At 73.0% G+C, this 26,682-nt stretch carries 22 protein-coding genes; 12 read left to right on the forward strand and 10 right to left on the reverse strand.

The window, feature by feature from the left end; genetic code table 11:
• Positions 1-22: 22 nt before the first annotated feature.
• Positions 23-2,392, forward strand: a complete 2,370-nt coding sequence (locus tag B0I31_RS06930; protein ID WP_106614453.1) for a PEP/pyruvate-binding domain-containing protein — start codon at positions 23-25, stop codon at positions 2,390-2,392.
• A gap of 136 nt (positions 2,393-2,528) precedes the next feature.
• On the forward strand, positions 2,529-3,680 hold the full coding sequence (locus B0I31_RS06935; protein ID WP_106614454.1) for a cellulose-binding domain-containing protein: 1,152 nt from the start codon (positions 2,529-2,531) through the stop codon (positions 3,678-3,680).
• 58 nt (positions 3,681-3,738) lie between these two features.
• On the opposite strand, the gene B0I31_RS06940 is transcribed toward B0I31_RS06935, so the two are convergent.
• Together B0I31_RS06940 and B0I31_RS06945 are read right to left on the reverse strand one after the other, a co-directional pair.
• Complete coding sequence (locus B0I31_RS06940; RefSeq protein WP_106614455.1) at positions 3,739-5,673, reverse strand: S8 family peptidase; 1,935 nt, start codon at positions 5,671-5,673, stop codon at positions 3,739-3,741.
• 306 nt (positions 5,674-5,979) lie between these two features.
• A complete protein-coding gene (locus B0I31_RS06945; RefSeq protein WP_106614456.1) occupies positions 5,980-8,241 on the reverse strand; it encodes an ATP-binding cassette domain-containing protein in 2,262 nt (753 codons plus the stop codon).
• Positions 8,242-8,317: 76 nt separating this feature from the next.
• Here B0I31_RS06945 and B0I31_RS06950 point away from each other — a divergent pair, with 76 nt between their 5' ends.
• The gene (locus B0I31_RS06950) at positions 8,318-9,106 is read left to right on the forward strand and encodes a TetR/AcrR family transcriptional regulator (protein ID WP_106614457.1); all 789 of its coding nucleotides are present in this window, start codon (positions 8,318-8,320) and stop codon (positions 9,104-9,106) included.
• 145 nt (positions 9,107-9,251) lie between these two features.
• A complete protein-coding gene (locus B0I31_RS06955) occupies positions 9,252-10,013 on the forward strand; it encodes a putative protein N(5)-glutamine methyltransferase (protein ID WP_219910619.1) in 762 nt (253 codons plus the stop codon).
• Between the two features lie 70 nt (positions 10,014-10,083).
• On the opposite strand, the gene B0I31_RS06960 is transcribed toward B0I31_RS06955, so the two are convergent.
• Together B0I31_RS06960 and B0I31_RS06965 are read right to left on the reverse strand one after the other, a co-directional pair.
• Positions 10,084-10,542, reverse strand: a complete 459-nt coding sequence (locus B0I31_RS06960; protein WP_106614458.1) for a GNAT family N-acetyltransferase — start codon at positions 10,540-10,542, stop codon at positions 10,084-10,086.
• Positions 10,539-11,696 carry a winged helix DNA-binding domain-containing protein gene (locus tag B0I31_RS06965; protein ID WP_106614459.1) on the reverse strand — a complete coding sequence of 386 codons (1,158 nt, stop codon included), beginning with the start codon at positions 11,694-11,696 and terminating at the stop codon, positions 10,539-10,541. The genes B0I31_RS06960 and B0I31_RS06965 overlap by 4 nt, the downstream gene beginning before the upstream one ends.
• 77 nt (positions 11,697-11,773) lie before the next feature.
• Between B0I31_RS06965 and B0I31_RS06970 the strand changes: the two genes are divergently transcribed.
• From B0I31_RS06970 to B0I31_RS06980, 3 genes are read left to right on the forward strand one after another with little or no spacing between them, the layout of a single operon-like run.
• Positions 11,774-12,355, forward strand: coding sequence for a PadR family transcriptional regulator (locus tag B0I31_RS06970; RefSeq protein WP_106614460.1), 582 nt, complete (start codon positions 11,774-11,776; stop codon positions 12,353-12,355).
• 11 nt (positions 12,356-12,366) lie between these two features.
• On the forward strand, positions 12,367-15,135 hold the full coding sequence (locus tag B0I31_RS06975) for a DEAD/DEAH box helicase (RefSeq protein ID WP_425444349.1): 2,769 nt from the start codon (positions 12,367-12,369) through the stop codon (positions 15,133-15,135).
• On the forward strand, positions 15,132-16,235 hold the full coding sequence (locus tag B0I31_RS06980) for an SWIM zinc finger family protein (RefSeq protein ID WP_106614461.1): 1,104 nt from the start codon (positions 15,132-15,134) through the stop codon (positions 16,233-16,235). Before B0I31_RS06975 ends, B0I31_RS06980 begins: the two co-directional genes overlap by 4 nt.
• 3 nt (positions 16,236-16,238) lie before the next feature.
• Here the strand turns inward: B0I31_RS06980 and B0I31_RS06985 are convergent, their stop codons facing one another.
• On the reverse strand, positions 16,239-17,321 hold the full coding sequence (locus tag B0I31_RS06985) for a Gfo/Idh/MocA family protein (protein WP_219910620.1): 1,083 nt from the start codon (positions 17,319-17,321) through the stop codon (positions 16,239-16,241).
• A gap of 93 nt (positions 17,322-17,414) precedes the next feature.
• Here B0I31_RS06985 and B0I31_RS06990 point away from each other — a divergent pair, with 93 nt between their 5' ends.
• Positions 17,415-18,014 carry a TetR/AcrR family transcriptional regulator gene (locus tag B0I31_RS06990; protein WP_106614463.1) on the forward strand — a complete coding sequence of 200 codons (600 nt, stop codon included), beginning with the start codon at positions 17,415-17,417 and terminating at the stop codon, positions 18,012-18,014.
• Between the two features lie 156 nt (positions 18,015-18,170).
• Here the strand turns inward: B0I31_RS06990 and B0I31_RS06995 are convergent, their stop codons facing one another.
• On the reverse strand, positions 18,171-18,386 hold the full coding sequence (locus tag B0I31_RS06995; RefSeq protein ID WP_073893111.1) for a DUF5703 family protein: 216 nt from the start codon (positions 18,384-18,386) through the stop codon (positions 18,171-18,173).
• Entirely contained in the window at positions 18,383-19,345 is a 963-nt protein-coding gene (locus B0I31_RS07000; protein WP_181320028.1) for a YncE family protein, read from the reverse strand. Before B0I31_RS07000 ends, B0I31_RS06995 begins: the two co-directional genes overlap by 4 nt.
• Positions 19,346-19,516: 171 nt before the next feature.
• Between B0I31_RS07000 and B0I31_RS07005 the strand changes: the two genes are divergently transcribed.
• Positions 19,517-20,584, forward strand: coding sequence for a M48 family metalloprotease (locus B0I31_RS07005; protein WP_106614465.1), 1,068 nt, complete (start codon positions 19,517-19,519; stop codon positions 20,582-20,584).
• 35 nt (positions 20,585-20,619) lie between these two features.
• Here B0I31_RS07005 and B0I31_RS07010 read toward each other — a convergent pair whose 3' ends face one another.
• Positions 20,620-21,357, reverse strand: coding sequence for a carbonic anhydrase (locus B0I31_RS07010; protein ID WP_106614466.1), 738 nt, complete (start codon positions 21,355-21,357; stop codon positions 20,620-20,622).
• Between the two features lie 112 nt (positions 21,358-21,469).
• Positions 21,470-22,435 carry an aldo/keto reductase gene (locus B0I31_RS07015; RefSeq protein ID WP_106614467.1) on the reverse strand — a complete coding sequence of 322 codons (966 nt, stop codon included), beginning with the start codon at positions 22,433-22,435 and terminating at the stop codon, positions 21,470-21,472.
• Positions 22,436-22,563: 128 nt separating this feature from the next.
• On the opposite strand from B0I31_RS07015, the gene B0I31_RS07020 reads away from it, so the two are divergent.
• The 3 genes from B0I31_RS07020 to B0I31_RS07030 are packed head-to-tail and all read left to right on the forward strand — an operon-like array spanning position 22,564 to position 25,140.
• Positions 22,564-23,613: an LLM class F420-dependent oxidoreductase gene (locus tag B0I31_RS07020; RefSeq protein WP_106614468.1), complete on the forward strand. Its 1,050-nt coding sequence runs from the start codon at positions 22,564-22,566 to the stop codon at positions 23,611-23,613.
• Positions 23,610-24,434 carry an undecaprenyl-diphosphate phosphatase gene (locus tag B0I31_RS07025; protein ID WP_106614469.1) on the forward strand — a complete coding sequence of 275 codons (825 nt, stop codon included), beginning with the start codon at positions 23,610-23,612 and terminating at the stop codon, positions 24,432-24,434. Before B0I31_RS07020 ends, B0I31_RS07025 begins: the two co-directional genes overlap by 4 nt.
• Before the next feature lie 10 nt (positions 24,435-24,444).
• The gene (locus B0I31_RS07030) at positions 24,445-25,140 is read left to right on the forward strand and encodes a histidine phosphatase family protein (RefSeq protein ID WP_106614470.1); all 696 of its coding nucleotides are present in this window, start codon (positions 24,445-24,447) and stop codon (positions 25,138-25,140) included.
• Between the two features lie 345 nt (positions 25,141-25,485).
• Here B0I31_RS07030 and B0I31_RS07035 read toward each other — a convergent pair whose 3' ends face one another.
• Positions 25,486-26,640, reverse strand: a complete 1,155-nt coding sequence (locus B0I31_RS07035; RefSeq protein WP_106614471.1) for a site-specific integrase — start codon at positions 26,638-26,640, stop codon at positions 25,486-25,488.
• Positions 26,641-26,682 lie beyond the last annotated feature (42 nt).

Genomic DNA, 26,682 nt, shown 5'->3' on the forward strand with positions numbered 1-26,682 from the left:
TCACAGGTGCGAAGATCGCCACATGGGGACGACCGCGCTGGTGCTGCCGCTCGCCGATCCCGCCGCCGACCTGGAGACGGTCGGCGGCAAGGGCGCCTCGCTGGCCAAGCTCGCCGCCGCGGGCCTGCCCGTTCCGGACGGCTTCCACCTGACCACGCACGCCTACCGCCGGTTCACCGCGGACCTGGACGCCGAGCTGCGGGACGGCGACGAGGACGCGATCGCCGCCGCCTTCGACCGCCGCGACCTGCCCGAGGACATCGCCGACGCCCTCCGCGCGGCCCTGCCGGCGGGCCCGGTGGCGGTGCGGTCGTCGGCGACCGCCGAGGACCTGCCGGACCTGTCGTTCGCCGGCCAGCACGACACCTTCCTCAACGTGTCGGGGGAGGAGGTGCTGACCGCGGTCAAGCGCTGCTGGGCCTCCCTGTGGACAACGCGCGCCGTCGCCTACCGCGCCCGGCACGGCATCACCGACGTGGCGATCGCCGTGGTCGTGCAGGAGATGGTGCCCGCCGACGCGGCCGGGGTGCTGTTCACCGCCAACCCGGTCACGGGTGCGCGGACGGAGACCGTGGTCAACGCCGCGCCCGGCCTCGGCGAGGCCCTGGTCGGCGGCACGGTCACCCCCGACGAGTACGTGGTCACCGTCGACGGCGCGGTACGCCGGTCCGGCGGTTCGCTGCTGTCCGACGCGCGGGTGCGGGAACTGGCCGCGCTCGGCGCGCGCATCCAGGACCTGTACGGCGTGCCGGTGGACGTCGAGTGGGCCGTGGCCGGCGGCCGGATCGCGGTGCTGCAGGCACGGCCGATCACCGCGCTGGCCGAGGTCTGGAACGACACCCTGCGCGGCGACTACCTGTGGACGTGCGCGAACCTGCGTGAAGCCGTGCCGAGCGTGATGACACCCGCGACCTGGTCGTTCGCCCGGGTGCTGGCCCAGCCGCCGATCGGCGGGCACCCGACGTCGGGCAACATCGGCGGCCGGTTCTACCTCAACCTCAGCGCCGCGCTGGCGGTCGGGCAGGCGCTCGGCCTGGCCCGCGGCGGGTTCATGCAGCGGACCGTCGAGCTGTACTTCGGCCGGATCCCGGCGGGCGTGCGCGTGCCACCGCTGCCGATGTCGCGCCTGGCCGTGCTGCGTGCGGCGGTCGGCGCGGCGCTGCCGTTCCTGCGGCAGAACCGGGAGTTCCGGGCGAAGATCGACGTGCTGCTAGCGTCCGCGCCCGCCCGGGCCGACCGGCTGAAGGCCGCCTTCCGCGCCGCTTCGACGCCCGCCGACCTGCTCGCGCTGTGGCGCTCCGACGTGCACGACGTGCTGCACGTGGACGCCGAGGTGTTCGACGCCGGCGCCCGCAACGGCTCGATGTCGTCGGTCAAGCTCCGCCGCCGGCTGGTGAAGCTGGTGGGGGAGGACGACACCACCGCGCTGCTGACCGGCGCGCACGGCGCGGCGGGGGAGTTGGAGAGCCTCGGCCCGGTGCTCGGCCTGGCCCGGCTCCAGCGCGGCGAGATCACCCGTGAGGCGTACGCCCGGCAGTACGGGCACCGGTTCGCCGACGAGTTCGAGGTGTCCGCGCCGCGCCCGGCCGAGGACCCGGAGTGGCCACCCGCGGACGACGTCGGCGTCGACCCCGAGGAGCTGCTGGCCAGGCAGGCCGCCGTGCGCGACGCGGCGTGGGAACGGCTGCGCGCCGCCCACCCCGGCAAGGTCGCGCGCCTGCGCCGCGAGGTGGACAAGCTCGCGGCCCTGGCCCGTGAGCGGGAACGGGCGCGCTCGGAGTTCGCCCGGACGTTCGCCGTGCTGCGGGACTTCCTCGTGCGGGCCGGTGAGGTCACCGGGCACGGCGACGCGCTGTTCTTCCTGCCGATCGAGGAGACCTTGCGCGTTCTCGACGGCGACGAGACCCCGTTGGCGTCGGTACCGGCCCGCCGTGCCGCCTACGACCGCTACCGCGCGCTGCCGCCGTACCCGACGGTGATCCGGGGCCGGTTCGACCCCGAGGCGTGGGCCGCCGACCCGAACCGCCGGCTGGACGTCTTCGACGCCTCCGCCGCACCGCCCGGTGACGACGTGTCCGGCTTCCCCGGTGCGGCGGGCGTGGTGGAGGGAGTGGCACGGGTGATCCACGACGTCGCGGACGGTGCGGCCCTCGAACCGGGCGAGGTCCTGGTGACGACGGTGACGAACATCGGCTGGACCCCGCTGTTCCCGCGCGCCGCCGCCGTGGTGACCGACGTCGGCGCGCCGCTGTCGCACGCCGCGATCGTCGCCCGCGAGCTCGGCATCCCGGCCGTCGTCGGCTGCGGCAACGCCACCACCCGCATCAAGACCGGCGACCGCGTCCGGGTGGACGGCGGGCGTGGCGCGGTGACCGTGCTGACGGCACCGTGACCGCGCCGGCGTAGCCGGTCGATCAAGCCCTTCGTCCGAGTGGCCGTTGCGGCAAGCGGCCTATTCCCTTGCGGTGACGGAATCGTTACAGTCGGTTTCTGGGAACGCTCCCAGAGACGACAACGAAGGGGTTGTTGTGCGAAATCTGCTGGCGGCGGTGGCCGCTGTGGTGTCGATAGCCGGTTTGGTGGTGATCGGCGGGACCAGCACCGCGGGTGCGGCTCCCGTCTGCGCCGTGGACTACAAGCTCAACCAGTGGTCCACCGGGTTCACCGCCAACGTGACCGTGACCAACCAGTCCGCTCCGGTCACTTCGTGGAAGCTCACCTGGACGTTCGCCGGTAACCAGTCGATCAGCTCCGGGTGGAGCGCCGACGTGAAGCAGTCCGGCGCCGTGGTGACGGCGTCCAACATGCCGTGGAACGGGACGCTGGGCACGGGCGCGAGCGCCCAGTTCGGCTTCCAGGCCACCTACAGCGGCACGAACGCGCCGCCGACCGACTTCGCGTTCAACGGCGTCTCGTGCAGTGGTGACCAGACCACGACCACTACGACGACCACCACCACCACCACCACGACGACGACCACGACCGATCAGCCGCCGGTCGGCTGCGGCACGGCGGCGCTGTGCGACGACTTCGAGCAGCAGACCGGGACCACCCCGGCCGGCCGCTGGACCGTCGGCGCGGCGAACTGCACCGGTCAGGGCTCGGTCAGCATCGACAACTCGGTCGCGCACAGCGGCTCGAAGTCGGTGCGGGTCAACGGCGCGTCCGGCTACTGCAACCACATCTTCTTCGGCACGCGGGTCGACGGGTCCTCCGGCGCCGTGCACGGCCGGTTCTACGTCCGCCACACCACGGCCCTGCCGATGGCGCACGTGACGTTCATGGCCATGAAGGACGCGGGCGACGCCGGCAAGGACCTGCGCATGGGCGGCCAGAACTCGGCGCTGCAGTGGAACCGCGAGTCCGACGACGCCACCCTGCCCGAGCAGAGCCCGGCGGGTGTCGCGCAGAGCAAGCCGCTGCCCACCGGCCGGTGGAACTGCGTGCAGTTCACCGTCGACCCGGCCGGCCGGATCTCGACCTCGCTGAACGGCGAGGTGGTCAACGGCCTGGTGGTCGACGGCGTGTCCACGCCGGACATCGACAGCCAGTGGCTGCGCAAGACCGGTTGGCGGCCCGCCGTCACCGACCTGCGGCTGGGCTGGGAGAGCTACGGCGACGGCGCGAACACCCTCTGGTACGACGACGTCGCGGTGGGTTCCTCGCCGATCGCGTGCTGACGTGTTGAGGTGAGGCGGTGGGGAGGCCCTGGGTTGCGGGGCCTCCCCACCGGTCGGCTCAGGCCGCGTTCACCGAGACGTCGTCGAGCACGAACGAGGTCTGGTAGGACCAGTCCTCCGTGCCGGTGAAGCTCAGCGTGACGCTCTGGCCCGCGTACGCGCCCAGGCTGAAGGTGCGCACCGCGTAGCCGGACGGGTTGAGGTTGGTGTAGGTCGCCAGGGTGGTCGAACCCGCCTTGACGGTGAAGGTGTCGAACACCTCCGGCTCGTACTCGGCCGTGCTGATCTTCAGCCACAGCGACAGGGTGGTGTTCGCGCAGCCCGCCGGGACGGTGACGGTCTGGGTCAGCGTCTCGGTGTTGGAGTAGCCGTAACCGCTGATCCACGAGGAGCGGGTGCCGGTGCGCGGCGCGCCCTCACCGGTCCACGCGGCGATGGTGTGGGTGGCGTTGGACCAGCCGGTGGTGCCGCTCTCGAAGCCGCCGTTGACGACCTTCTCGCCGGGCGCGGCGCAGGAGCCGCCGGGCGGGTTGATCGTCCAGGTGAACGTGGTGCTCCCGGCCTTGCCCACGCTGTCGGTCGCGGTGGCGGTCACGCTGTAGGTGCCCGCGGTGGTGGGCGTGCCGGAGATCAGGCCGGTGGACGCCGCGATCGCCAGGCCGGGCGGCAGGCCGGTGGCCGACCACGTGTACGGCGGCGTGCCGCCCGCGGCCTTGAGCTGCAGGCTCGTGGCGGTGCCGACGCTGCCGGTCTGGTTGCCCGGCGGGGTGACCGATGGGCTGCCGGGGCCGCCCGGGTCGCCGGTGTTGACGAACAGCAGCCGGTTCGGCGAGCCGGTGCCCGGACCGGTGATCTTGTTCGGGGTGGAGTTGGCGACCATCGCGTCGGCGACCTGCGCGGGCGTCAACGACGGCGTGGCGCCGAGCAGGACCGCCGCACCGCCGGCGACGTGCGGCGCCGCCATGGACGTGCCGCTGATGGTGTTGGTGGCGGTGTCGTTGGTCATCCACGCCGAGGTGATGTTCTGGCCCGGCGCGAAGATGTCCGTGCACGTGCCGAAGTTGGAGAACGAGGCGCGGGCGTCGGTGTTGGTCGACGCGTTGACCGTGATCGCCTCGGCGACCCGGGCGGGGGTGAAGTTGCACGCGTTGGCGTTGGAGTTGCCCGACGCGATCGCGTAGGTCACGCCATCGGCGATCGAGTTGCGGACCGCGGTCTCGCCGGTCGGGTCGCTGCCCTGGCCCCCGAGGCTCATGTTCGCCACGGCCGGGCCGGAGGTGTGGTGGCCGGTGACCCAGTCGATGCCCGCGGCGACACCGGCGAACGAGCCGGAGCCGGCGCAGTTGAGGACCTTGACCGCGATCAGCCGGACGCCCTTGGCCACGCCGTGGGCCGTGCCACCGACCGTGCCGGCGACGTGCGTGCCGTGGCCGTTGCAGTCGGTGTTGTTGGTGTCGACGGTGTTGGTGCCCCAGGTGGCCCGGCCGCCGAAGTCGGAGTGCGTGGTCCGGATGCCGGTGTCGATGATGTAGGCGGTGACGCCGGTGCCGTCGTTGGGGTAGGTGTAGGACGAGTCCAGCGGCAGGTCGCGCTGGTCGATCCGGTCCAGGCCCCACGACGGCGGGTTCGGCTGGGTCGCGGTCGCCCTGACCTCGCCGTTCTGCTGGACGTAGGCCACGCCGGGCTCGGCGGCCAGGCGGCGCGCGGCCCGTTCGGACAGCGTGCCCGCGAAGCCCTTGAAGGCGTGGCGGTAGGTGAAGTCGACCTTGGCGTCGTACTTGGCGCTGAGGTCGGCGGTGAGCACGTCGACGCTCTGGGTGGACAGCTCGTTGTAGACGACGATGTAGCTGTCCTTGATGGCGGTCGGGTTGGTCGTGCCGAGGATGTCGGCCTCGGCCGCGGCGGGTGTGGTCCCGGCGGCCAGTGCGGTGGCGGTGATGGCCGCCGTGGCTAACGCGAGCAGGGCTCGTCTGGATCCGCGAACGTCTCCCATTGCAGGGTTCTCCCTCGTGCAGGGGTTCCGGCAGACCCAGTGGTGACGCGGGCCGGCCGGGGAGCGGAGGTTCTGCGATCACGTTCGCGCGGACGTGATCGGCAACGTTAGAGGACCGCCTGTGGTCGGACAATCGGCCGGCAGTGGGAACGACCTGCGGTGTTCCGAACGGCCGGTCCCACCGGGGCGTACCGGCGCAAGATCACTCGATCGAATTAATAACTTCAGTGTGGACTGAAAGAGGTCTTCTCCCAGTGCCACACCTGGCACCGGGAGAAGACTTCAGCAGAAAACCGCCGAGGACGGTCAGCCGCCGACGTAGGCGCGGAGGTGTTGGGCGGTCAGGGTGGAGGCGTTCGCGACCAGGTCGGCGGGCGTGCCGGTGAAGACGATCCGGCCGCCGTCGTGCCCGGCGCCGGGGCCGAGGTCGATGATCCAGTCGGCGTGCGCCATGACGGCCTGGTGGTGCTCGATCACGATGACGGTGTTGCCGTCGTCCACGAGGCGGTCGAGCAGGCCGAGCAGCTGGTCCACGTCGGCGAGGTGCAGGCCGGTGGTGGGTTCGTCGAGGATGTAGGTGGACGCCTTCTCGGCCATGTGGATGGCGAGCTTGAGCCGCTGCCGCTCGCCGCCGGACAGGGTGGTGAGGGGTTGGCCGAGGGAGAGGTAGCCGAGGCCGACGTCGACCAGGCGGTCCAGGATGGCCTTGGCCTGCTTCTCGGTGAAGAAGTCGCGGGCCTCGGTGACGGACATGCCGAGGACCTCGCTGATGTCGCGCCCGCGCAGGGTGTGGGTGAGGACTTCGGCGGTGAACCTCTTGCCCGCGCACTCCTCGCAGACCGAGGCGACGCCGGCCATCATCGCGAGGTCGGTGTAGACGAGGCCGATGCCCTTGCACTTGGGGCAGGCGCCTTCGGAGTTGGCGCTGAACAGGGCGGGCTTGACGCCGTTGGCCTTGGCGAAGGCGGTGCGGATCGGGTCGAGCAGGCCGGTGTAGGTGGCGGGGTTGGAGCGTCGTGAGCCGCGGATGGGCGACTGGTCGACGGTGACGACGTCGTCGCGGCGGGCGAGGGAGCCGTGGATGAGGGAGCTCTTGCCGGAGCCCGCGACGCCGGTGACGACGGTGAGGACGCCGAGGGGGATGTCGACGTCGACGTCCTTGAGGTTGTGCAGGGTGGCGCCGGTGATCGGCAACCGGCCGGTGGGCGTGCGCACCCGGTCGCGGAGCCGGGCGCGGTGGTCGAGGTGGCGTCCGGTGAGGGTGTCGGAGGCGCGCAGTTCCTCGACGGTGCCGCTGAAGGTGATGTGGCCGCCGTTGGTGCCCGCGCCGGGTCCGAGGTCGATCACGTGGTCGGCGATGGCGATGGTCTCGGGTTTGTGCTCGACCACCAGGACGGTGTTGCCCTTGTCGCGCAGGCGCAGGAGCAGGTCGTTCATCCGCTGGATGTCGTGGGGGTGCAGGCCGATGGTGGGTTCGTCGAAGACGTAGGTGACGTCGGTGAGGGCGGAGCCGACGTGGCGGACCATCTTGACGCGTTGGGCCTCGCCGCCGGAGAGGGTGGCGGCGGGTCGGTCGAGGCTGAGGTAGCCGAGGCCGATCTCGACCAGGTTGTCGAGGAGTTCCTTGAGCGTGGTGAGCATGGGGCGGACCGAGGGGTCGTCGATCTTGGCGACCCAGTCGGCCAGGTCGCTGATCTGCATGGTGGAGCAGTCGGCGATGGTGTGGCCGTCGATCTTGGCCGAGAGGGCGGCGGCGTTGAGGCGGGCGCCGTGGCACTCGGGGCACTCGGTGAAGGTGACGGCGCGGTCCACGAACGCCCGGATGTGGGGCTGCATGGATTCGCGGTCCTTGCCGAGGTAGAGGCGCTGGACTTTCACCACGAGGCCTTCGTAGGTGACGTTGGTCTTGCCCACTTTGACCTTGGTGGTGTCGCGGTGGAGGAAGGCGTCCCATTCTTCCTCGGTGAAGTCCTGGAGTTTCTTGTCGGGGTCGTAGAAGCCGGACTGGACGTAGGTCTGGACGTACCAGTTGTCGACGGTGAAGCCGGGGATGGTGATGGCGCCCTCGGTGAGGGACTTGGTGCGGTCGACGAGTTGGTCGACGTCGACGGTGGAGACGCGGCCGAGGCCCTCGCACTTGAGGCACATGCCTTCGGGGAGGTTGAAGCTGAACGCGCCGGAGGTGCCGACGTGGGGTTGGCCGAGGCGGCTGAAGAGGATGCGGAGCATGGTGTGCGCGTCGGTGGCGGTGCCGACGGTGGAGCGGGAGTTGGCGCCCATGCGCTCCTGGTCGACGATGATCGCTGCGCTGAGGTTGCGCAGGGCGTCGACGTCGGGGCGGCCGAGGCTGGGCATGAAGGACTGGATGAACGCGGTGTAGGTCTCGTTGATGAGCCGTTGGGACTCGGCGGCGATGGTGCCGAAGACGAGGGACGATTTGCCGGAGCCGGAGACGCCGGTGAAGGCGGTGAGCCGTCGTTTGGGGATGTCGACGGAGACGTCGGCGAGGTTGTTCTCCCTCGCGCCCCGTACCTGGATGACGTCGTGGCTGTCTGCTGGTGCGGCCATCGCCGGCTTTCCCCCTGGTTTGTTTATGCCGTAAGGTGCTCGCGGAACGGTACTTTACGGTGTAAGGGGTGGGCAAGTGGCGGTGTACGCCGGGCAGGGTGACGCGCGTCGTTCGATGCGGCTGCTGTGGCGTGCACCGGGTGGTGCCGCGGGGCCGGGGCTGTCGGTGGACGTGATCGTGGACGCGGCGGTCGAGGTGGCGGACCGGGACGGCATGGCGGCGTTGTCGATGCGCGCGGTGGGCGAGCGGCTGGGGCGTTCGGCGATGGCGTTGTACACGTACGTGCCGAGCAAGGCGGAGCTCTTGGACCTGATGTACGACCGGGTGCTGGGTGAGTTGCCCTCGGAGTACCCGGTGGACGACGGGTGGCGGGTGGCGTTGCGGGCGTGGGCGATGGACGCGCGGGAGTTCTTCCTGGCGCACCCGTGGGTGTTGCAGGTGTCGCAGGCGCGGCCGGTGTTGGGGCCGAACGAGTTCGCGATGCTGGAGGTGTTGTTGCGGATCCTGCGGCAGACGGGGCTGGGGTCGTCGGTGCTGCGGGGTGTGGTGGGTGCGGTGGTGCAGTTCGTGCGCGGTGCGGCGGGGATGATCGCGGAGACGCGGCGGGCGGCGCGGGAGACGGGGATGACGGACGAGGAGTGGTGGTTCTCGCGGTCGGAGGTGTTCGAGGAGGTGGCGCCGGATTTCGCGGAGCGGTTCCCGTTGTCGGCGGCGCTGGGGGAGGAGGAGCCGCCGCCGGTGGAGGGGGACGAGTCCGTGCCGTACCTGGAGCGGGACGCGGTGCTGAACTTCGTGACGGGGTTGGACGTGTTGTTGGACGGGGTGGAGGCGGCGGTGGCGCGTGCGCGTGTCGCTGGGGGCTGAGGTCGGGTGGTGGTGGGATACGGTGTGCGCGTTGGCGCGGACGAGGGAGGTGGGACCCATTTCTGCTGGTGTGCATCGGGTCGCCCCCGGCCGCGTCGTGGCGGTGTGAGGGGCGCCCGCGGGTTTCTCGCGAGAGGCGTTCGTGGTGTTGGTGGTCGATGTCGTCGCGCGGTTGCGTGCGGCTGGGTGTGTGTTCGCGGAGGACGAGGCGCGGTTGTTGGTGGCCGCCGCGCGTGGTCCGGCCGAGCTGGCGTCGTTGACGGCGCGGCGGGTGGCCGGGGTGCCGTTGGAGCACGTGGTGGGGTGGGCGGAGTTCTGCGGGTTGCGGGTGGTGGTGGAGCCGGGTGTGTTCGTGCCGCGTCGGCGTACCGAGTTCCTGGTGGCGGTGGCGGCGGGTGGGGCGCGGCCGGGTGCGGTGGTGGTGGACCTGTGCTGTGGTTCGGGGGCCGTGGGTGCGGCGGTCGCCGATCGGGTGCCGGGGGTGGAGCTGCACGCCGTGGACGTGGACCCGGTGGCGGTGGCTTGCGCGCGTCGCAACGTGGGTGCGGGCCGGGTGTACGTGGGTGATCTCTACGATCCGCTGCCGGTGTCGTTGGCGGGGCGGGTGGACGTCCTGGTGGCGAACGCGCCGTACGTGCCGACCGGGGCGATCGGCTTGATGCCGCCGGAGGCGCGCGACCACGAGCCGCGGGTGGCGCTGGACGGCGGGGTGGACGGTCTGGACGTGCAGCGGAGGGTGATCGCGAGCGCGGCGCGGTGGTTGGCGCCGGGTGGGCGGTTGTTGGTGGAGACGGGGGCGCGGCAGGCGTCGGGGACGGTGGCGGCGTTCGCCCGGGGCGGGTTGCGCGCGGAGGTCGTGTCGGACGAGGAGCTGTCGGCGACCGTGGTGGTCGGTTCGTTCCCCTGACCTTCGGCACGCCCGCCCGCACGATCGCCGCGCCCGGCAAGCCCGAGACCCGGGACCGGTCAGCTCGCGATCACGCCGTCGTCGCGGCCCGGGGCGGTTCGACGGGCACCGCGATCCGGGCGTGGACGTGGGTGCCGTCGACGTCGAGCACCGCGCCGGCCTTGCGCAGGAGGGCCAAGGCGGCGGTGTTGTCGGTGGTGGTGTCGGCGAAGACCGCGCTGACGCCGCGTCGGGGTGCCTCGTCGACGACGCGGCGCAGCGCGGCGAGGCCGACGCCGTGGCCGCGGGCGCAGCGGGCGACCCAGATGCCGGTCTCGCCCTTGGCGGTGAGCCGGATCATGCCGACGGTGCGGTCGCCGTCCACGATCTCGTAGGCGTCGTCCTGGAAGCCGCGGTAGAACTCGCGGAAGTCGTCCGGTCGGTCCAGGGTCCAGCCCGGTGGCATGACGTCGGCGGGGTCGGTGTCCGCGACCGCCAGGCCGAGCAGCCGTTCCACTCCCGCGTCGTCCAACCTCCGCAATCCGATCATGTCGTCAGCTCCTTCTCCAACGGTGTCCGGAAGCGGGGGATCACGCGCACCCCGCCGAGCCAGGACGCCAACCGGTCCGCCTCCCGGGCGATAGCCGCTTCCGCGTCCGCGCCGACGTCGTCGAGGAGTTCCCACACGAGTCCGCCATCGGCGCGCTGGGCCCACCCGCCGACGACCGAGCCGTTCCACCAGACGGTCGGGCCGACGTTGCCGGCGGTGTCGAACAGGCGCGGCCGGTGTCGGGCGGGCAGGTACCAGTCGCGAGCCTGCCATCCCATCGGTGTCGAATCCAGTGCCGGCAGCAGCGCGGCCCACGGCGGGGGCTGGTCGACGGGGTCGAGGTCGTCGGGCAGGGCGTAGCCGGTGCCGGTGGAGAGCTCGACCGGGACGGCGCCGGCGGCGGTGAGGGCGGCGCGGGTGTGGCCGAGGTTCCAGCCGGTCCACCACTTGAGGTCGGCCTCGGTGCCGGGGCCGTAGGAGGCGAGCCAGCGGCGGGCGAGGTCGGCGCGGCCGAGGGCGGGGTCGAGCTCGGGCCACGGCGTGGCGGGCGCCCAGCGGAACTGGGTGCTCAGCCAGGTGCCGAGGGGTCGGCCGCGGCGCAGCCTGCCGTCCGCGGCCAGCACGCGGATGATCCGGCTGGACACGTTCTGGCGGGTCTCGTAGGGCTTGCCGGGTGCGACGACGACCTGTTCGAGCAGGTCGGGGACGTCGCGGGTGAGCTCGACTGCGGTGGCCTCGCCGCGCAGGCGCAGCGCTTCGAGGGTGGCGTCCTCGACCCGGGCGAGGCGCTCGGCGTCCCAGCCGACGCCGTCCGCGAGGTAGGTGAGCAGCTTCTGCCGTTCCTTGGCGGCGATGGCGGCGCCCGCGGCGGCCCGCACCACGGGTGCGGTCCCGGCGGTGACGGCGAACATCGTGCGGCGCATGCACAGCGACCGGACCAGCGTCCGCCGGTCGTAGAACGCGGCTTCCACCTCGGCCACCGAGGGGTGTTCCAGGCGGGCGCACGCGGAGAGGAACACCGTGGCCGGGTCGGTGGCGTGCAGGCCGACGAGCGCCTCGACCACCTCCTCCACCGCGGTGACACGGGCGGACAGCAGGTGCCGGACGCCGAGGCGGGCCCGCCGCTGGGCGTCGTCGATCTTGGCGAGCGTCACCGGTCCATCCTCGGCGATCTACCCTGATCGGCGAAACCGGGATCCACGCAACCCGGAGACCGCTGGACGAGGACGCGATGTCGGCAACACGGCTGCTGGTGCTCGGGGTGGTGCGCGGCTACGGGCGCGCCCACGGCTACCTGATCGGCAACGACCTGATGTCGTGGGGTGCGGGGGAGTGGGCCAACGTCAAGTGGGGCTCGATCTACCACGCGTTGAAGCAGCTGACCAAGGACGGCTGCCTGGTCGACCACAGCGTGCCGCCCGGTCGCACGGACTACGAGATCACCCCCGCGGGGGAGGCCGAGTACCGCACGTTGCTCAGGGACGCGCTGCGGCGGCCGGAGACCCGGCCGGACCTGCTCGCGGCCGGGTTGGCGCTGCTGCCGTCGTTGACGCGGGAGGAGGCGGTCGGCCTGCTCACCGAGCGGCTGGCGGCGTTGGAGACCCGCCGTGACGCGGCGCGCGAGCAGGTGGGGCAATGGCGGGAGCCGCCGCACGTGAAGGAGCTGTTCGGGCTGTGGGAGCACACCGCGGCCACCGGGGCGGAGTGGACGCGGGGCCTGGTCGAGCGCCTGGAGTCGGGCGCCTACCCGATGGCCGGCGAACCGGGATCGCCGGGCGCACCGGGCAGCTGGGTTATACTCAAACTTGAGTAGCGCGAGGGGGAGTGCTGAACACAGGGTTGGAGCGGTACGCGGCCGTCTTCGAGGTCGCCGACCCGCCACGCACGTCCACGATCGCCTTCTACCCCGCCCAGGACCCCCGTCCCGCCGGTTCGGTGCTGTCGCCGCAGCCGTCCGCGGACCCGGATGAGGTCGACGAGGTCGACGCACCCGGCCCGGACCGGCTCACCATCGCCACCGCGGACGGCACCCGGCAGACCGTGCCCGCCCTGCGGCTGCCGGTGGCCGAGGCCGTCCCGCTGCTCAGCCGTGCCCGCCGCACCGCGCACGCCCACCCCGCCACCGCGTTCTGGGGCGCGGCCGTGGTGGTGGCGTTGCAGCTCGTCGCCCGGGGCCGGGTGCGGCCCGCGGTCACCGATGGCGACTTCGACGCGTGGCTGCTCGGCCCGCTCGACGCGGGCGACCACGCCCGCGTGCGCGACCTGGCCGACGCGATGCCCGCGCACGCCCGCGCCGTGCCGCTGCCCGGCCGCGACCCGCTCGAACTGCCCGACGCCGAACCGCTGCTGCGCGCCTTCCTCGACGCCGTCGCCGACACCATGCCGCGTGGCGCGGCGGCCGTGCACGCGGCCGGCGCGCCGGCGTTCGCCGCGGTGGCGCCCCAGCAGGTGCCGCACCTGCGCGACTGGGCCGACCAGGGCGTGCGCGTCTCCCTGCGGATCGAGGGCTTCGGCCCGTTCCGCGGTGTCGTGCAGGTGCACAGCCTCGCCGACCCGGCCCGCGTGGTCGACGCCGCCGAGCTGTGGGCGTCGGCCAACCAGCGGTCCCGCGCCGACGCCATGGTCGCCCTGCGCCGTGCCGCCCGAGCCTGGGCGCCGCTGGAACGGCTGCTCGACCAGGCCGTGCCCGACGAGGTCGCCCTGCTCGACTCCGACGTCGAGCACCTGCTCACGACCGGCGCGGTCCGGCTGGCCGGCGCGGGCGTGGACGTGCACTGGCCCAAGGACCTGGTGCGGGACCTGTCGGCCAAGGTCGTCATCGGCGAACGGCCGAGCGCTGTGCCCGCTTCCTCGGGCCACGCGTTCTTCGGCCCCGACCAGCTCACCTCCGTGGACTGGCAGCTCGCCCTGGGCGACGACCCGCTCACCCCCGACGAACTGGACCGGCTCGCCGAGGCCACCCGGCCGGTCGTGCGGCTGCGCGACCGCTGGACCCTGGTCGACCCCGAGCTGGCCCGCCGCGCCCGCGAGCGCGCCCTCAAACCCGTCACCGCGATCGACGCGCTCGGCGCGGCGCTGACCGGCAGCACCCGGGTCGACGGCGTCGAGGTGGAGGTCGCCGCCACCGGCTGGCTGGACGAGCTGAAGTCGCGCCTCGCCGACCTGGACACCGACCCGATCGCCCAGCCGTCCGCGCTGCGGGCGACCCTGCGCGACTACCAGCTGCACGGCCTGCGCTGGTTGGACCGCATGACCTCGCTCGGCCTGGGCGCGTGCCTGGCCGACGACATGGGCCTGGGCAAGACCGTCACCCTCATCGCGCTGCACCTGCACCGCGACCGGCGCGACCCCGGACCCACGCTGGTGGTCTGCCCCGCGTCGCTGATGGGCAACTGGCAGCGCGAGATCGAGCGCTTCGCGCCCGGCGTGCCCGTGCGGCGCTTCCACGGTCCCCGCCGGGAGGTCGCGCACGAGGGTTTCGTGCTCACCACCTACGGCACCATGCGCCTGGACGCCGACCGGCTCGCCGACGTCGACTGGGGCATGGTCGTCGCCGACGAGGCCCAGCACGTGAAGAACCCCGCCTCCGACACCGCCAAGGCGCTGCGCCGCATCCCCGCCCGCGCCCGCATCGCCCTCACCGGCACGCCGGTGGAGAACGCCCTGTCGGAGCTGTGGGCGATCCTGGACTGGACGACCCCCGGCCTGCTCGGCACGATGGCGCAGTTCAAGGCCCGCTGGGCGGGTCCCATCGAAGGCGACCACGACCACGAGGCCGCGCAGCGGTTCGCCCGGCTCGTGCGGCCGTTCCTGCTGCGCCGCCGCAAGACCGACCCCGGCATCGCGCCCGAACTGCCGCCGAAGACCGAGACCGACCAGCCCGTCGCGCTGACCCGTGAACAGGCCGCGCTCTACGAGGCGGTCGTGCGGGAGCTCATGGCCGAGGTCCGCGAAGCCGACGGCATCGCCCGCCGCGGCAAGATCGTCAAGCTGCTCACCGGCCTCAAGCAGGTCTGCAACCACCCCGCCCAGTACCTCAAGGAGACCTCGCCGAAGCTCGCCGGTCGGTCGGGCAAGCTCGAACTGCTCGACGAACTGCTCGACACGATCCTCGCCGAGGACGGCGCGGTGCTGGTGTTCACCCAGTACGTCGCCATGGCCCGGCTCATCGAACGCCACCTCGCCGGCCGCGGCATCGCGACCCAGCTGCTGCACGGCGGCACGCCCGTCCCCGCCCGCGAGGACATGGTGCGCCGCTTCCAGGACGGCGGGTGCCCGGTGTTCCTGCTGTCCCTCAAAGCCGCCGGCACCGGCCTCAACCTCACCCGCGCCGACCACGTCGTGCACTACGACCGGTGGTGGAACCCCGCCGTGGAGGACCAGGCCACCGACCGCGCCCACCGCATCGGCCAGACCCGGCCCGTGCAGGTGCACCGGCTCATCGCCGAGGGCACCATCGAGGACCGCATCGCCGCGATGCTGCGCGCCAAGCGCGACCTCGCCGACGCCGTCCTGGCCCGCGGTGACGCCGCGTTGACCGAACTGTCCGACGACGAACTGGGCAACCTGGTCGAACTCAGGAGCGGCACGTGAGCGACCGCGTCAAGGGCTTCCCCGCGTTCGGCAAGGGCGTGCGCCGCGCCCGTTCCTGGTGGGGCAGGGCGTGGCTGCAGGCCCTGGAGGACACCTCGCTGGACCAGGCGCCGCTGCGGCAGGGCCGCAAGTACGCCCACGCCGGGCTCGTCGGCACCATCACCGTCAGCCCCGGCCGCCTCGACGCCACCGTCTACGACACCGAGGACACCTACCGGACCACCGTCCACGTCACCGAGCTGACCGACGGCGAGTGGAACCGGTTCCTCGGCCAGATCGCCGTGAAGGCGGGCCACCTCGCCGCACTGCTCGACCGCGAGATGCCCCGTGAACTCGCCGACGCCGCCGCGGACGCGGGCGTGCCGCTCCTGCCCGGCATCGGCGACCTCGACCCCGAGTGCACCTGCCCCGGCTGGGAACTGCCCTGCCGCCACGCCGCCGCGCTGTGCCACCAGGCGTCGTGGCTGCTCGACGCCGACCCGTGGGTCCTGCTGCTCCTGCGCGGACGCGACCAGGACGAAGTCGTCGCCGGTTCCCGACCCACCGCCGGCGTCCTGGCCACCGCCGCCTACGCCGAACCGGTCCGGGACCTGCCCGGCGACCCGCCGCCCGGCGACCTCGGCCCGCTGCCGGAGTTCGAACCGGCGCCGGGCCTGGACGTCGACGTGCTGCGCCTGCTGGTCGCCGACGCCGCCGCCAAAGCCCGCGACGTGCTCGCCACCGGCCACTGGCCCGCGCCCGACGACCGCCGCGACCACATCCGGCTGGCCGCCACCGTGCCCGCCCTGCGCGACCGGCTCGACGCCGACCCCCGCGCCGTCCGGGCCTGGCGCCAAGGCGGCCTCGCCGCCCTGGACGTCCTCGAACAACCCTGGACCCCGGGCAGGACCGACACCGCCCGCGCCCGTGCCGCCTGGGACAGCGGCGAACTCCCCGAACCGACCGTGTGGCGCAACCGCTGGACCGTCCACGACCGACAACTCCGCTACGGCCGCGACGGCCGCTGGTACCCCTACCGCGACACGGACGGCACCTGGTGGCCGACCGGCATCCCGCACCGCGACCCGACCGCCGCCCTCACCGACACCGATCCCGACTGACCCTCACCGGACCGGCGCCGTCCCGCCGGTCCGGGCGGCGGCCTCGATCGTCGCGAGCAGGCGGTGCAGCCGGGCGGCGGTGTGGAAGTCGGGGTGCGGCGGGCGTCCCTCCGCGATCGCCCGCGCGACTTCCAGGTACAGCTCCGCGATGCCCGCGACCGGCCCGGCGGCCGGACCGAACGGCGTCCGCCGGTAGCCGGCGGGCACCGTCACCGGCTCGCCGTCGACGCGGATCTCCCAGTCGGTCCAGTGCGGGTAGTGGTCCGGCCGCGTCGGCACGGCGGTCAGCGTGCCTCGGGAGCCGACCACCTCGAAGAGGAACCCGTCCGGGCTCCCGCTGCCCCCGCGGACGGTCACCGACGCCGTCGCACCGTCCCGCAGCACACCTCGGACCAGCACGTCGTCGGGTGTGCGGTTGGGGACGGTCCGGTCGGTGCCGGCGACGGTGATCCGGTCGTGCCGCCGGGGCAGCCGCGCGGACACCTCCGCGAATTCGCCCACCACCGCTTCGAACGTCGCCAGGAAGTGCCCGGCCATGATCGTCAGGATCGACGAGCCACCGGCGGGATCGGTGGCCCACTCCAGCTCCGCCGGGACGCTGCCACCCCCGAACGGCGCGCCCGAGGCGGACAGGGCGGCCGACACCACCCGGCCGATCCGGCCACCGGCGAGCAGGTCGGCGACGAACCTGGCGTCGGGGGACCAGTACCCCTGCAGGCACACGGCGTGCGTCACGCCGGCGCCGGTCGCCAACCGCGCCAGCTCGTCGGCCTCGCCGGGTCCCACGGTCAGCGGCCACTCCGACAGCACGTGCTTGCCCGCCCGCACCGCGGCCCTGATCAGCTCCGCGTGACCGGGCGCCTTCACCGACACCACGACCAGGCCCACGTCGGGATGCGACACGAGTTCCGCCGCGTCGGTGAACGCCAGCGGCACGCCGTGAGCCTCCGCCACCCGCGCGACGCTGGCCCGCCTCGTGGTCGCCACCGCAGCCACCTCGAACTCGGCCAGCCCCGCGAGGGCCGGCAGGTGCGACCCGGCCGCCCACCCGCTCGCCCCGACCACTCCGACCTTGATCACACGCACCCCCATTTGTGTACCGATAGGTATGAAACTAGGGGAGGTCGGTCCGGAACTCAACCCGGTACTGTATCGACAGGTAAAGAACGGGGGAGGGGCATGGCAGGCGGGCGCCCGAGGGCCTTCGACGCCGACGCCGCGCTCGACCGCGCCCTGGAGGTGTTCTGGCGGCAGGGCTACGAGGGCACGTCGCTGACCGACCTGACCACCGCGCTCGGGATCAACCGGCCCAGCCTGTACGCGGCCTTCGGCAACAAGGAGGAGCTGTTCCTCAAGGCGCTGGAGCGCTACAACTCCGGCCCGGGTGCCTACGCCGCCGAGGCCCTGGCGGCGCCCACGGTGCGGGAGGTCGTCCAGCGCTTGGTCCTCGGCGCCGTCGAGCTGACCACCGGACCGCACACGCCGCCGGGGTGCCTCACCGTGCACGGCGTCCACGCCTGCGACCCGGATTCGGCGGCCGTGCGCCACGCGGCCATCGCCTGCCGGATGGCCGGCGAGGCGGCCCTGCGCCGCAGGTTCGAGCAGGCGGCGGACCTGCCCGCGGACTGCGACGCCACCACCCTCGCCCGCCTGGTCCACACTGTCACCGACGGCATCGCGGTGCAGGCGGCGAGCGGTCGCACCCGTGACGAGCTGCACCGGGTGGCCGAACTGGCACTCCGCACCCTGGTCCCCGAGACCGGCTCCGAGCGGCCGTGAAGCGGTCGCCCGGCGTTCCTCCGCCCGACCAGGGCGTGGCGGAAGTGCAGGTCGAGCCCGCTTCACCACACCTGTGGTACCACAGGTGTGGTGGTAGGCCGGACGGGATCTCCGCCACCGCCCGAAGCGGTGGCGGGAGGGCCGGGTCCGAGCGTTCTAGGTGATCACGCCCGGCACCACGGCGGCCGTCCGCTTGCGCCGCAGCCACACCTTGCGGGAACCGTCGCCGAACAACAACGTCCGCGACAGCTCCCACCCGGCGAACTCCGCGTGGATCGTCAGCTGCGTCGTCGCCGTGCGACGGGAGACACCGGCCGGCAACCGCAGCGGCCGGTACTCCCAGTCCCCGTCGACCACCCCTTCGCCCGTCATCCGATCACCTGCATCCCTGCGCCGTTCCCGGACGCGACGAACACGCGCCCGCTGCCTGGATCAACCGCCACCGAGTCCGGCTGCCGGACCGTGGCGTACCGGTGCCGCTCCACCGGCTCCGCACCGGACACGTCGAACGCCACGACCTCGTTGCGCCCGGTGAGCGTGATCCACACCAGGTCGCGCGCCTCGTCGTAGGCCATCCCGTACGGCTCGCCCGGCACGGGGTAGCGCAGCCGCATGATCAACGGGCCGGTGGAGAACGCCATCAGCTCACCGCCGCGCGTGTCCACCACCAGCACCCGGCCGAACCGGTCGGCCACCGCGTTCGTCGCACCCTCGCCCGCGCGCAGCCCGGCACCGGGGCCGTCCGCCGCCGGGTCCAGGTCGAACACCGCGCTGCGCGGCCGGTCCAGCACCACCGCCGCGCCGCCGACCGCGACCAGCCGGTCCGGGCTGGAGATACCGCGCACCACGTGCCCGTCCACCGACACCTGCCGCAGGTCGCGCTGCGCCACCAACGTCCGCTCGCCCACCCGGACCACGTCCGCCGGGGCACCGTCCACCGCGCGCTGCGACGTCGTGCCGTCCGGCCGGATCGTCACCACGGCACCGGCGGGGACCACGGCCTCCACCGCGTCACCGACCGTGACCAGCTGTTCGGCCGGACCGGGGAGCGGCACGATTACGGGTTCACCCAGCGTGTCGGCGGGGTAGAGGGCCACCGACGGCGGATCGGCCAGCGCCACCGCCACCCGCCCGCCCGCGACCGCGACCGCCGTGGCCCGTCCCAGCGGCACCACCCGGCCGTGCGGCGCGGTGCCCTGCTCCGGTGACGCGGCGGGCCGCGCGGGCTCCAACGTCGCCGCGAGCTGCAGCGGATCGGCCGGGTTCTCCTCGGTTGCACAGCCCGAGACCAAGGCGACCCCGGTGAGCACTACCGCCGCCAGTCGGCGCAACGTCGGACCTCCCAGTCGACCCCGTTCAGCCCTCCCAGCATCCATCACCGAACCACCATCGTCACGCAGGGGGCGGGTGTTGTCGTTGGTCTGGGCAGGTGATAGTCGCGCCCCACCCGTACCCCTCGCGCTTTCCCGGCGACTATCCCAAGTGAACGGGGAGGCGTCACGATGACCGTCGAGGAGCTGCGCAACCGGCACGTGCAACTGCTGCGGGACCGGCGGGTGGCCGACCACCTCGACCCACCGGCGCACCCCGCCGACACCGCCGCGCGCTACCACACCTGGACCCAGGTGGCCGCCGAGCCGCTGCCGGACCTGCTCGGGCGGCTGGCCGACGTGCGGGTCCGGCCCGCCGCCTACCGGCCCGCGCACCTGCGCGAGCAGCAACGCACCCTCGACGCCCTGCAGCCGGAGGTGCTGCACCTGGCCCGCGTCGCCGGGTGGGACGCCACCACCCCGATGCTGGCCGGCGTGTTCCCCACCGGCACGCTCGACGCGCTCAGCGTCCCCGTGCCGGGGCGCGGCGTGCTGGTGCTGGTCAACACCTCGCTGCTGGACCTGCTCGGCGCCGTGCTGAAGATCATGACCGGGGCGCTGCCGAACTACGGCACCCCGCCCCTGCTGACCTCCGAGCAGGCGTCCTTCGCGCTGGCCGAGGCCGTCAACGCCCACCTGTACGGCAACGGCGCGGTCGAGGCGCGGCGGCTGCCCGAGCTGACCGGGCAGCGGGCCGCGCTGGTCTCGCTGATGGCGCGGCGCGCGACCCAGTTCGCGCTGGCCCACGAGGTCGGGCACGTGCTGGCCGGGCACCTGCTGCACGCCCGCCGCGTCACCGACACCCACACCCCGGTCGGCGCCCTCGACGCCCGGTCCGTCGGCTGGCCGCGCGAGCACGAGGCCGACCGCGTCGCCGCCACGATCATGCTGCGCACCCTGGACGACCTCGGGCCCCGCGAGCTGGAGGCGTACGAGCCGTGCCTGGTCGGCGCGGTGCTGCTGGTGCTGTTCCTGCACGAGGTCACCGACCGACTGGCCGACGAGCTCGGCCTGGCGGTGCCGTTCGCGGGCAACCACCCGCCGCCGGTGCGGCGCATCCAGACCCTGGTCGAGCACCTCGCCGGGCACGTCCGCACGCCCCGTGCCCTCGACCTCGCCGCCGACGTCGCCACCTGGCTGGAAGGCCGGCTCGGCGGGGTGCGCGAGTGGTTCCGGCTCGTCGACGAAGCCCTGATCTGAGGCACCGGCGAAGGCACCGCTCCCGCCGGGGGACGTCACGTCAGACGGGTGACCTCGCCGGTGTCGAGCCGGTAGCTCGCCGCCACCACCCGCACCCCGTGGTGCCGCACCGCCGTGCGGATCGTCACCGACCGCTCCAACACCAGCGACGCCACCCGCCTGGCCTGGTTGTCCACCGCCGCCGCGAGGAACCGCGCCTCGTCGGCGTCGGCCGGCGTGGACAGCACGGCGGGCTCGATCGCCCGCACCAGCACGCTCACGTCACCCGACACCGCCGCCCGGCCGCGCACCACGTCCACCGCCGCCGACACCGCGCCGCAGTTCGCGTGCCCCAGCACCACCACCAGCGGAATGCCCAGGTGCTCCACCGCGTACTCGACGCTGCCCAGCACACTGTTGTCCAGCACCTCGCCCGCGGCGCGGATCGTGAACAGGTCGCCCAGCCCGTGGTCGAACACCAGCTCCGGCGGCACCCGCGAGTCCGCGCAGCCCAGCACCACCGCGAACGGGTGCTGGCCCCGCACCAGCGACTCCCGCCACCGCAGCGACTCGTGCGGGTGGGTCTGCTGCCCGGTGACGAACCGCCGGTTGCCCTCGGCGAGCTTGCGCCACGCGCCCTCCGCGTCCAGGGCCGGCGCCGGTGCGGTCCGCCGCGTCGCCGGGTCCTGGGCCGACGCGGGCGCTCCGGCGGCCACGACGGTCGCCGCGGTACCGGCCGTGATGCCGAACAACCGGCGGCGCGTCACCGCGGCCGGCTCACTTGTCTCACGCACGACCCGAACCTAGACCCGACTCGAACTCTCGGCGTGACGCGGGGTCACGAACCCGACTGCCTCGGTCACGGAAAGCAACATTCCGGTCCATTTCGGACACGCCCGCGTGGCCTCAGCCCAGCGGCCGTTCGGGATAGCCGAGCTCGACCGCGCTCACGTCGTCCAGCGCCGCGCAGATCGCCGGCGGCAACGTCAGCTCCTCCGCCGCCAGCGACCCCAGCAACTGGGCCGTGTCCCGCGCGCCCACCACCGGCGCCACCACGCCCGGCCGGTCCCGCACCCACGCCAGCGCCACGCACAGCGCGTTCGTGCCCAGCCCGTCCGCCGCCGTCGCCACCGCCTGCACGATCCGCGCCGCCCGTTCCGTGCGGTGCTGCTCCACGTACCCGGCGAAGTGCGCCGACGCGCCTCGCGAGTCCGATGGCGTGCCGTTGCGGTACTTGCCGGTCAGCACGCCACGCCCCAGCGGCGCCCACGGCAGCAGGCCGATCCCGTGGTGCCGCGCCGCGGGCACCACCTCCCGCTCCACGCCCCGCTCCAGCAGCGAGTACTCCACCTGCGTCGACACCAGCGGCGTGTGCCCCGGCAGCGCCGCCGCCGTGCCCAGCTGCCAGCCCGAGTAGTTCGACACCCCCGCGTAGCGGACCCGGCCCGACGACACCGCCGTGTCCAGCGCCGACAGCGTCTCCTCCAGCGGCACGTTCGCGTCCCACGCGTGCAACTGCCACAGGTCGATGTGCTCCACGCCGAGCCGGCGCAGCGACCCGTCCAGGGCGTTGAGCAGCGCGCCCCGCGACGCGCCGCCGCCGAACGGGCCGTCGTTGCGCCGCGCCACCGCCTTCGTCGCGATCACCAGCTCGTCGCGCGGCACGACCTCGCCCAGCAGGCCGCCCAGGATCCGCTCGCTCTCGCCCTCCACGTACACGTCGGCGGTGTCCACCAGCGTGCCGCCCGCCTCGGTGAAGGCCAGCAGCTGAGTGGCCGCTTCGTCCGCGTCGGTGTCCCGGCCCCAGGTCATCGTGCCCAGGGCGATCCGGGAGACCCGCAGTCCGCTGCGCCCGAGGTATCGCTGTTCCACGCGGGGGAGCCTAAAGGGTGATCGACTTTCCGGCGGGTCGTGGCACGCGCCTGTCAAGGCCGAATCCCGTCACGATCGTGGCGCACCCGGCCTGGCGGAGCAGGTTACCGGCCGGTAGGGTCCGGTTCGTGCGACTGGGACTGAACCTCGGGTACTGGGGCGCGGGCAACGACGCCGCGAACCTCGAACTGGCCAGGGAAGCCGACCGACTGGGCTACTCGGTGGTGTGGGCCGCCGAGGCCTACGGCTCCGACGCGCCCACGGTCCTGGCGTGGGTGGCCGCGCAGACCGAACGCGTCGACGTCGGCAGCGCGATCCTGCAGATCCCCGCCCGGACCCCGGCGATGACCGCGATGACCGCCGCCACCCTCGACTCGCTGTCCGGCGGCCGGTTCCGCCTCGGCCTGGGCGTGTCCGGGCCGCAGGTGTCGGAGGGCTGGCACGGCGTGCGGTTCGACAAGCCGCTGGGCCGCACCCGCGAGTACGTCGACATCGTCCGCGCCGCCCTGCGCCGCGACCGGCTGCGCTACGACGGCGAGCACTACACGCTGCCGCTGCCGGACGGCCCCGGCAAGGCCCTCACCCTCACCGTGCACCCCGTGCGCGAGCACATCCCCGTCTACCTCGCCGCCGTCGGCCCCAAGAACGTCGAGCTGGCGGGCGAGATCGCCGACGGCTGGCTCGCCCTGTTCCTGTCGCCCGAGCACTCCGGCGACGTGCTCGCCTCGCTCAAGGCGGGCCGTGAGAAGGCGGGCAGGACCCTCGACGGGTTCGACATCGCCGCCACCGTGCCCGTGGTCGTCGGCGACGACTGGCGCACGTGCGCCGACCGCGTCCGCCCCTACGCCGCGCTCTACGTCGGCGGCATGGGCAGCCGGCAGAAGAACTTCTACAACGACAACGCCGTCCGCATGGGCTTCGCGGCCGAGGCCGCGCAGGTCCAGGACCGCTACCTCGCCAAGGACTACGACGGCGCGATGGCCGCCCTGCCCGTCGAGTTCCTCGACGCCACCTCCCTGCTCGGCCCGAAGGAGCGCATCGCCGAGAAGATGCGCGCCTACGCCGAAGCGGGGGTCACCACGCTCACCCTTTCGCCCATGCTGCAAGATCTCGAGCAGGGGATCGCCGCGCTCCGCACGGCGACCGAAGCTCTGGATCTGGCAGGAGTGGGTAGTTGAGCTGGTTGCAGGCCATCGTCCTCGGACTCGTCCAAGGGCTCACGGAATTCCTGCCCATTTCCTCGTCGGGTCACATCAGGATCGTCTCCACGCTGTTCTTCGGCAACGACGCGGGCGCGTCGTTCACCGCGGTCATCCAGCTGGGCACCGAGGTCGCGGTGCTGATCTACTTCGCCAAGGACATCGGCAACTTCATCGCCGCCTGGTTCCGCGGGTTGTTCAGCAAGGCGGCGCGCAAGACCGAGGACTACCGGATGGCCTGGTACGTGATCATCGGGTCCATCCCGATCAGCGTGCTCGGCTACCTGTTCAAGGACGAGATCCGGTCGTCGCTGCGCAACCTGTGGATCACCGCCACCGTGCTCGTGGTGTTCGGCATCCTGCTCGGCGTCGCCGACCACTTCGCCCAGCACCTCCGCAACAAGCTCCAGCTCAAGGACGCGGTCGGCATGGGCCTGGCCCAGGCGCTGGCGCTGATCCCCGGCGTGTCCCGCTCCGGCGGGACGCTCACCGCGGGCCTGTTCCTCGGCCTGGACCGCGCCTCGGCGGCCCGCTACTCGTTCCTGCTGGCCCTGCCCGCCGTGTTCGGCGCGGGCCTGTTCAGCATCCCCGACGTGCTCGAACGCGCCGAGCCCAACGCCGCCTCCGTGCCGCAGATGATCGTCGCCACGATCGTGTCGTTCGTGGTCGGCTACGCCACCATCGCGTGGCTGCTGCGCTACGTCTCCAAGCACAGCTACTCGGCGTTCGTGTGGTACCGGCTGCTGCTCGGCATCGTCCTGATGGGGCTGCTGTCGATGGGGCTCATCAACCCGACATAGGGTTGGCACCGTGGCTACCGTGATCTTGTTGCGACACGCCCGCTCCACCGCCAACGGAGCGGGCGTCCTCGCGGGCCGCCAACCCGGCGTCCAGTTGTCCGAGCGGGGCGAGGAGCAGGCCGCGGCACTGGTCGACCGGCTCGCCGGCATCCCGCTCGCCGCCGTCGTCACCTCGCCGCTGGAACGCTGCCGGCAGACCCTCGCGCCCCTGCTCGACCGGCTCGGCCTCGAACCGACCGTCGAACCCGACCTCGCCGAGGTCGACTACGGCCAGTGGACCGGCCGCGAGATCAAGGACCTGCTCGAAGAGCCCCTGTGGTCGGTCGTGCAGCAGCACCCGTCCGCCGCGGTGTTCCCCGGCGGCGAAGGCCTCGCCACCGTCCAGGCCCGCGCCGTGGCCGCCATCCGGGCCCACGACGCCCGCGTCACCGCCGAACACGGCCCGCGTGCCGTGTGGGTGGCGTGCAGCCACGGTGACGTGATCAAGGCCGTCCTCGCCGACGCGCTCGGCGTGCACCTCGACGGGTTCCAGCGCATCGTGGTCGACCCCGCGTCGGTGTCCGTCGTCCAGTACACCGAGACCCGGCCGTTCGTGCTGCGCGTCAACGACAACGGCGGCGACCTGTCCGTCCTCGTGCCGCCGCCGGAGAAGACCGGGGAACCGCCGTCCTCCGACGCCGTCGTGGGCGGCACCACCGGCGCCTGACGCGCTCGGCCTGAGCAGCGCGTGGCCCCCGAACAGTGCAGGGTAGTCCGGGGGCCACGGTGCGCTTGGTCGGGGCGGGCGACCACGTGCAGACGATCGTATGGGCGCCACCACGCCGGTGAATGCCGTCGTGCGGGTGCGGTTTCTCACCGGTGCCACGGCACTTGCGCAGGTCAGCACGGCCACCCCGGACCGGGACGACGATCAAAAGCCCAGCTCAACACGGGTGGAAACACCGGCGAAACAAACCTGCAAGCAGTCCGGCGCGCTAACCTGTTGGACCGTTCGGCCCCGCCCGGACGGACCGGGCGTGTTAGAAGTTAACGACCCGGCGTGCGCTCTTGATCACAGTCCGAGACGGGTGACCGCGTTGTCCTCCAACGGATTCGCCGTGCGGATGTAGCGGTGCACGGTGCGCGGGTTGGTCCAGCGGCCCTGCCGCATGATCTCCCGGTCGCTCGCGCCGCCCAGCGCCGCCTGGGTGGCGAACCCCGCCCGCAGCGAGTGCCCGCCGAACAGCGCCGGGTCCAACCCCGCCTTCGCCGCGTACCGCTTCACCACGTCCGACACCGCCCGGTCCGACATCGAACGGCCACCCATCCGCCCGTGCTTGCTCACCGAGGGGAACAGCGGGCCGCGCAACGGCCCCGGCCGGTAGGAGTGGCAGCGGTGCGTCGCCTCCGGGCCGCCCTCGCCGTCCAGCAGCGCCCGCGGGTCCGGTGCGGTCAGCACGTCCGCCCAATCCGCGAACGCGCACACCGGGCACGTCGGCCGCCGCGCGCCGCGCGGGAGCACCACGCGCTGCCGGTGCACGCCCGTCCGGTCGGTCTTCGTGACGCCGAGTTCGACCAGCAGCAGCGGCTCGTGCGTGCGCGGGTCCACGTCCACCGTGACGTCCTCCAACGCCACCGCCGCCAGCTCGCTGCGCCGCAACGCGCCCGCGAACCCCACCAGCAGCAGCAACGCGTCACGCCGCCGGGCCATCCCGGTGGGCCAGCCGGGCGGCGGCAGCTCCGCCAGCAACGCCTCCAACGTGCCCAGCAGCACCGGCCGCTTGCGCCGCGGCTGCGCCTGCCGGGTGCGGCGGATACCGCGCAACGTCAACCGCACCACGTCCGACCGGGTGGGGGAGGGCAGGCCGCCCGCCGCGTGCACCGCGGCGATCGCCGCCGCCTTGCGCTCCAACGTGGACGGACCGAACGCGGGGGAGCCGTCCGGCTTCGTCGCGTCCGCCGCCACGGCCAGGTACACCGCGACGTCCACCGGGTCCGCGGGCAACGCCACCCGGCCCTCGGCCTCGCACCACGCGGCCCACCCGACCCAGTCCGAGCGGTAGGCACGTACCGTGTTCGCCGACTGCGCCGCCCGCAGGTAGCCCGACAGCGCCTCGGCCTGCTCGTCGTCGAACCGGCGGCGTACCTGCTCCAGTGCCGCGAAGTCCACCGGTGCCGCGTGCCGCACCCGGTCGAGTTCCGCGCGCACCGGCTCCGGCAAGGTCATCCCGTCACCCTAACACCGTTGATAGTCTTGATATCTTCAGTG

Origin of the sequence: Saccharothrix carnea (assembly GCF_003014735.1) — a bacterium.
Classification (GTDB): Bacteria; Actinomycetota; Actinomycetes; order Mycobacteriales; family Pseudonocardiaceae; genus Actinosynnema; species Actinosynnema carneum.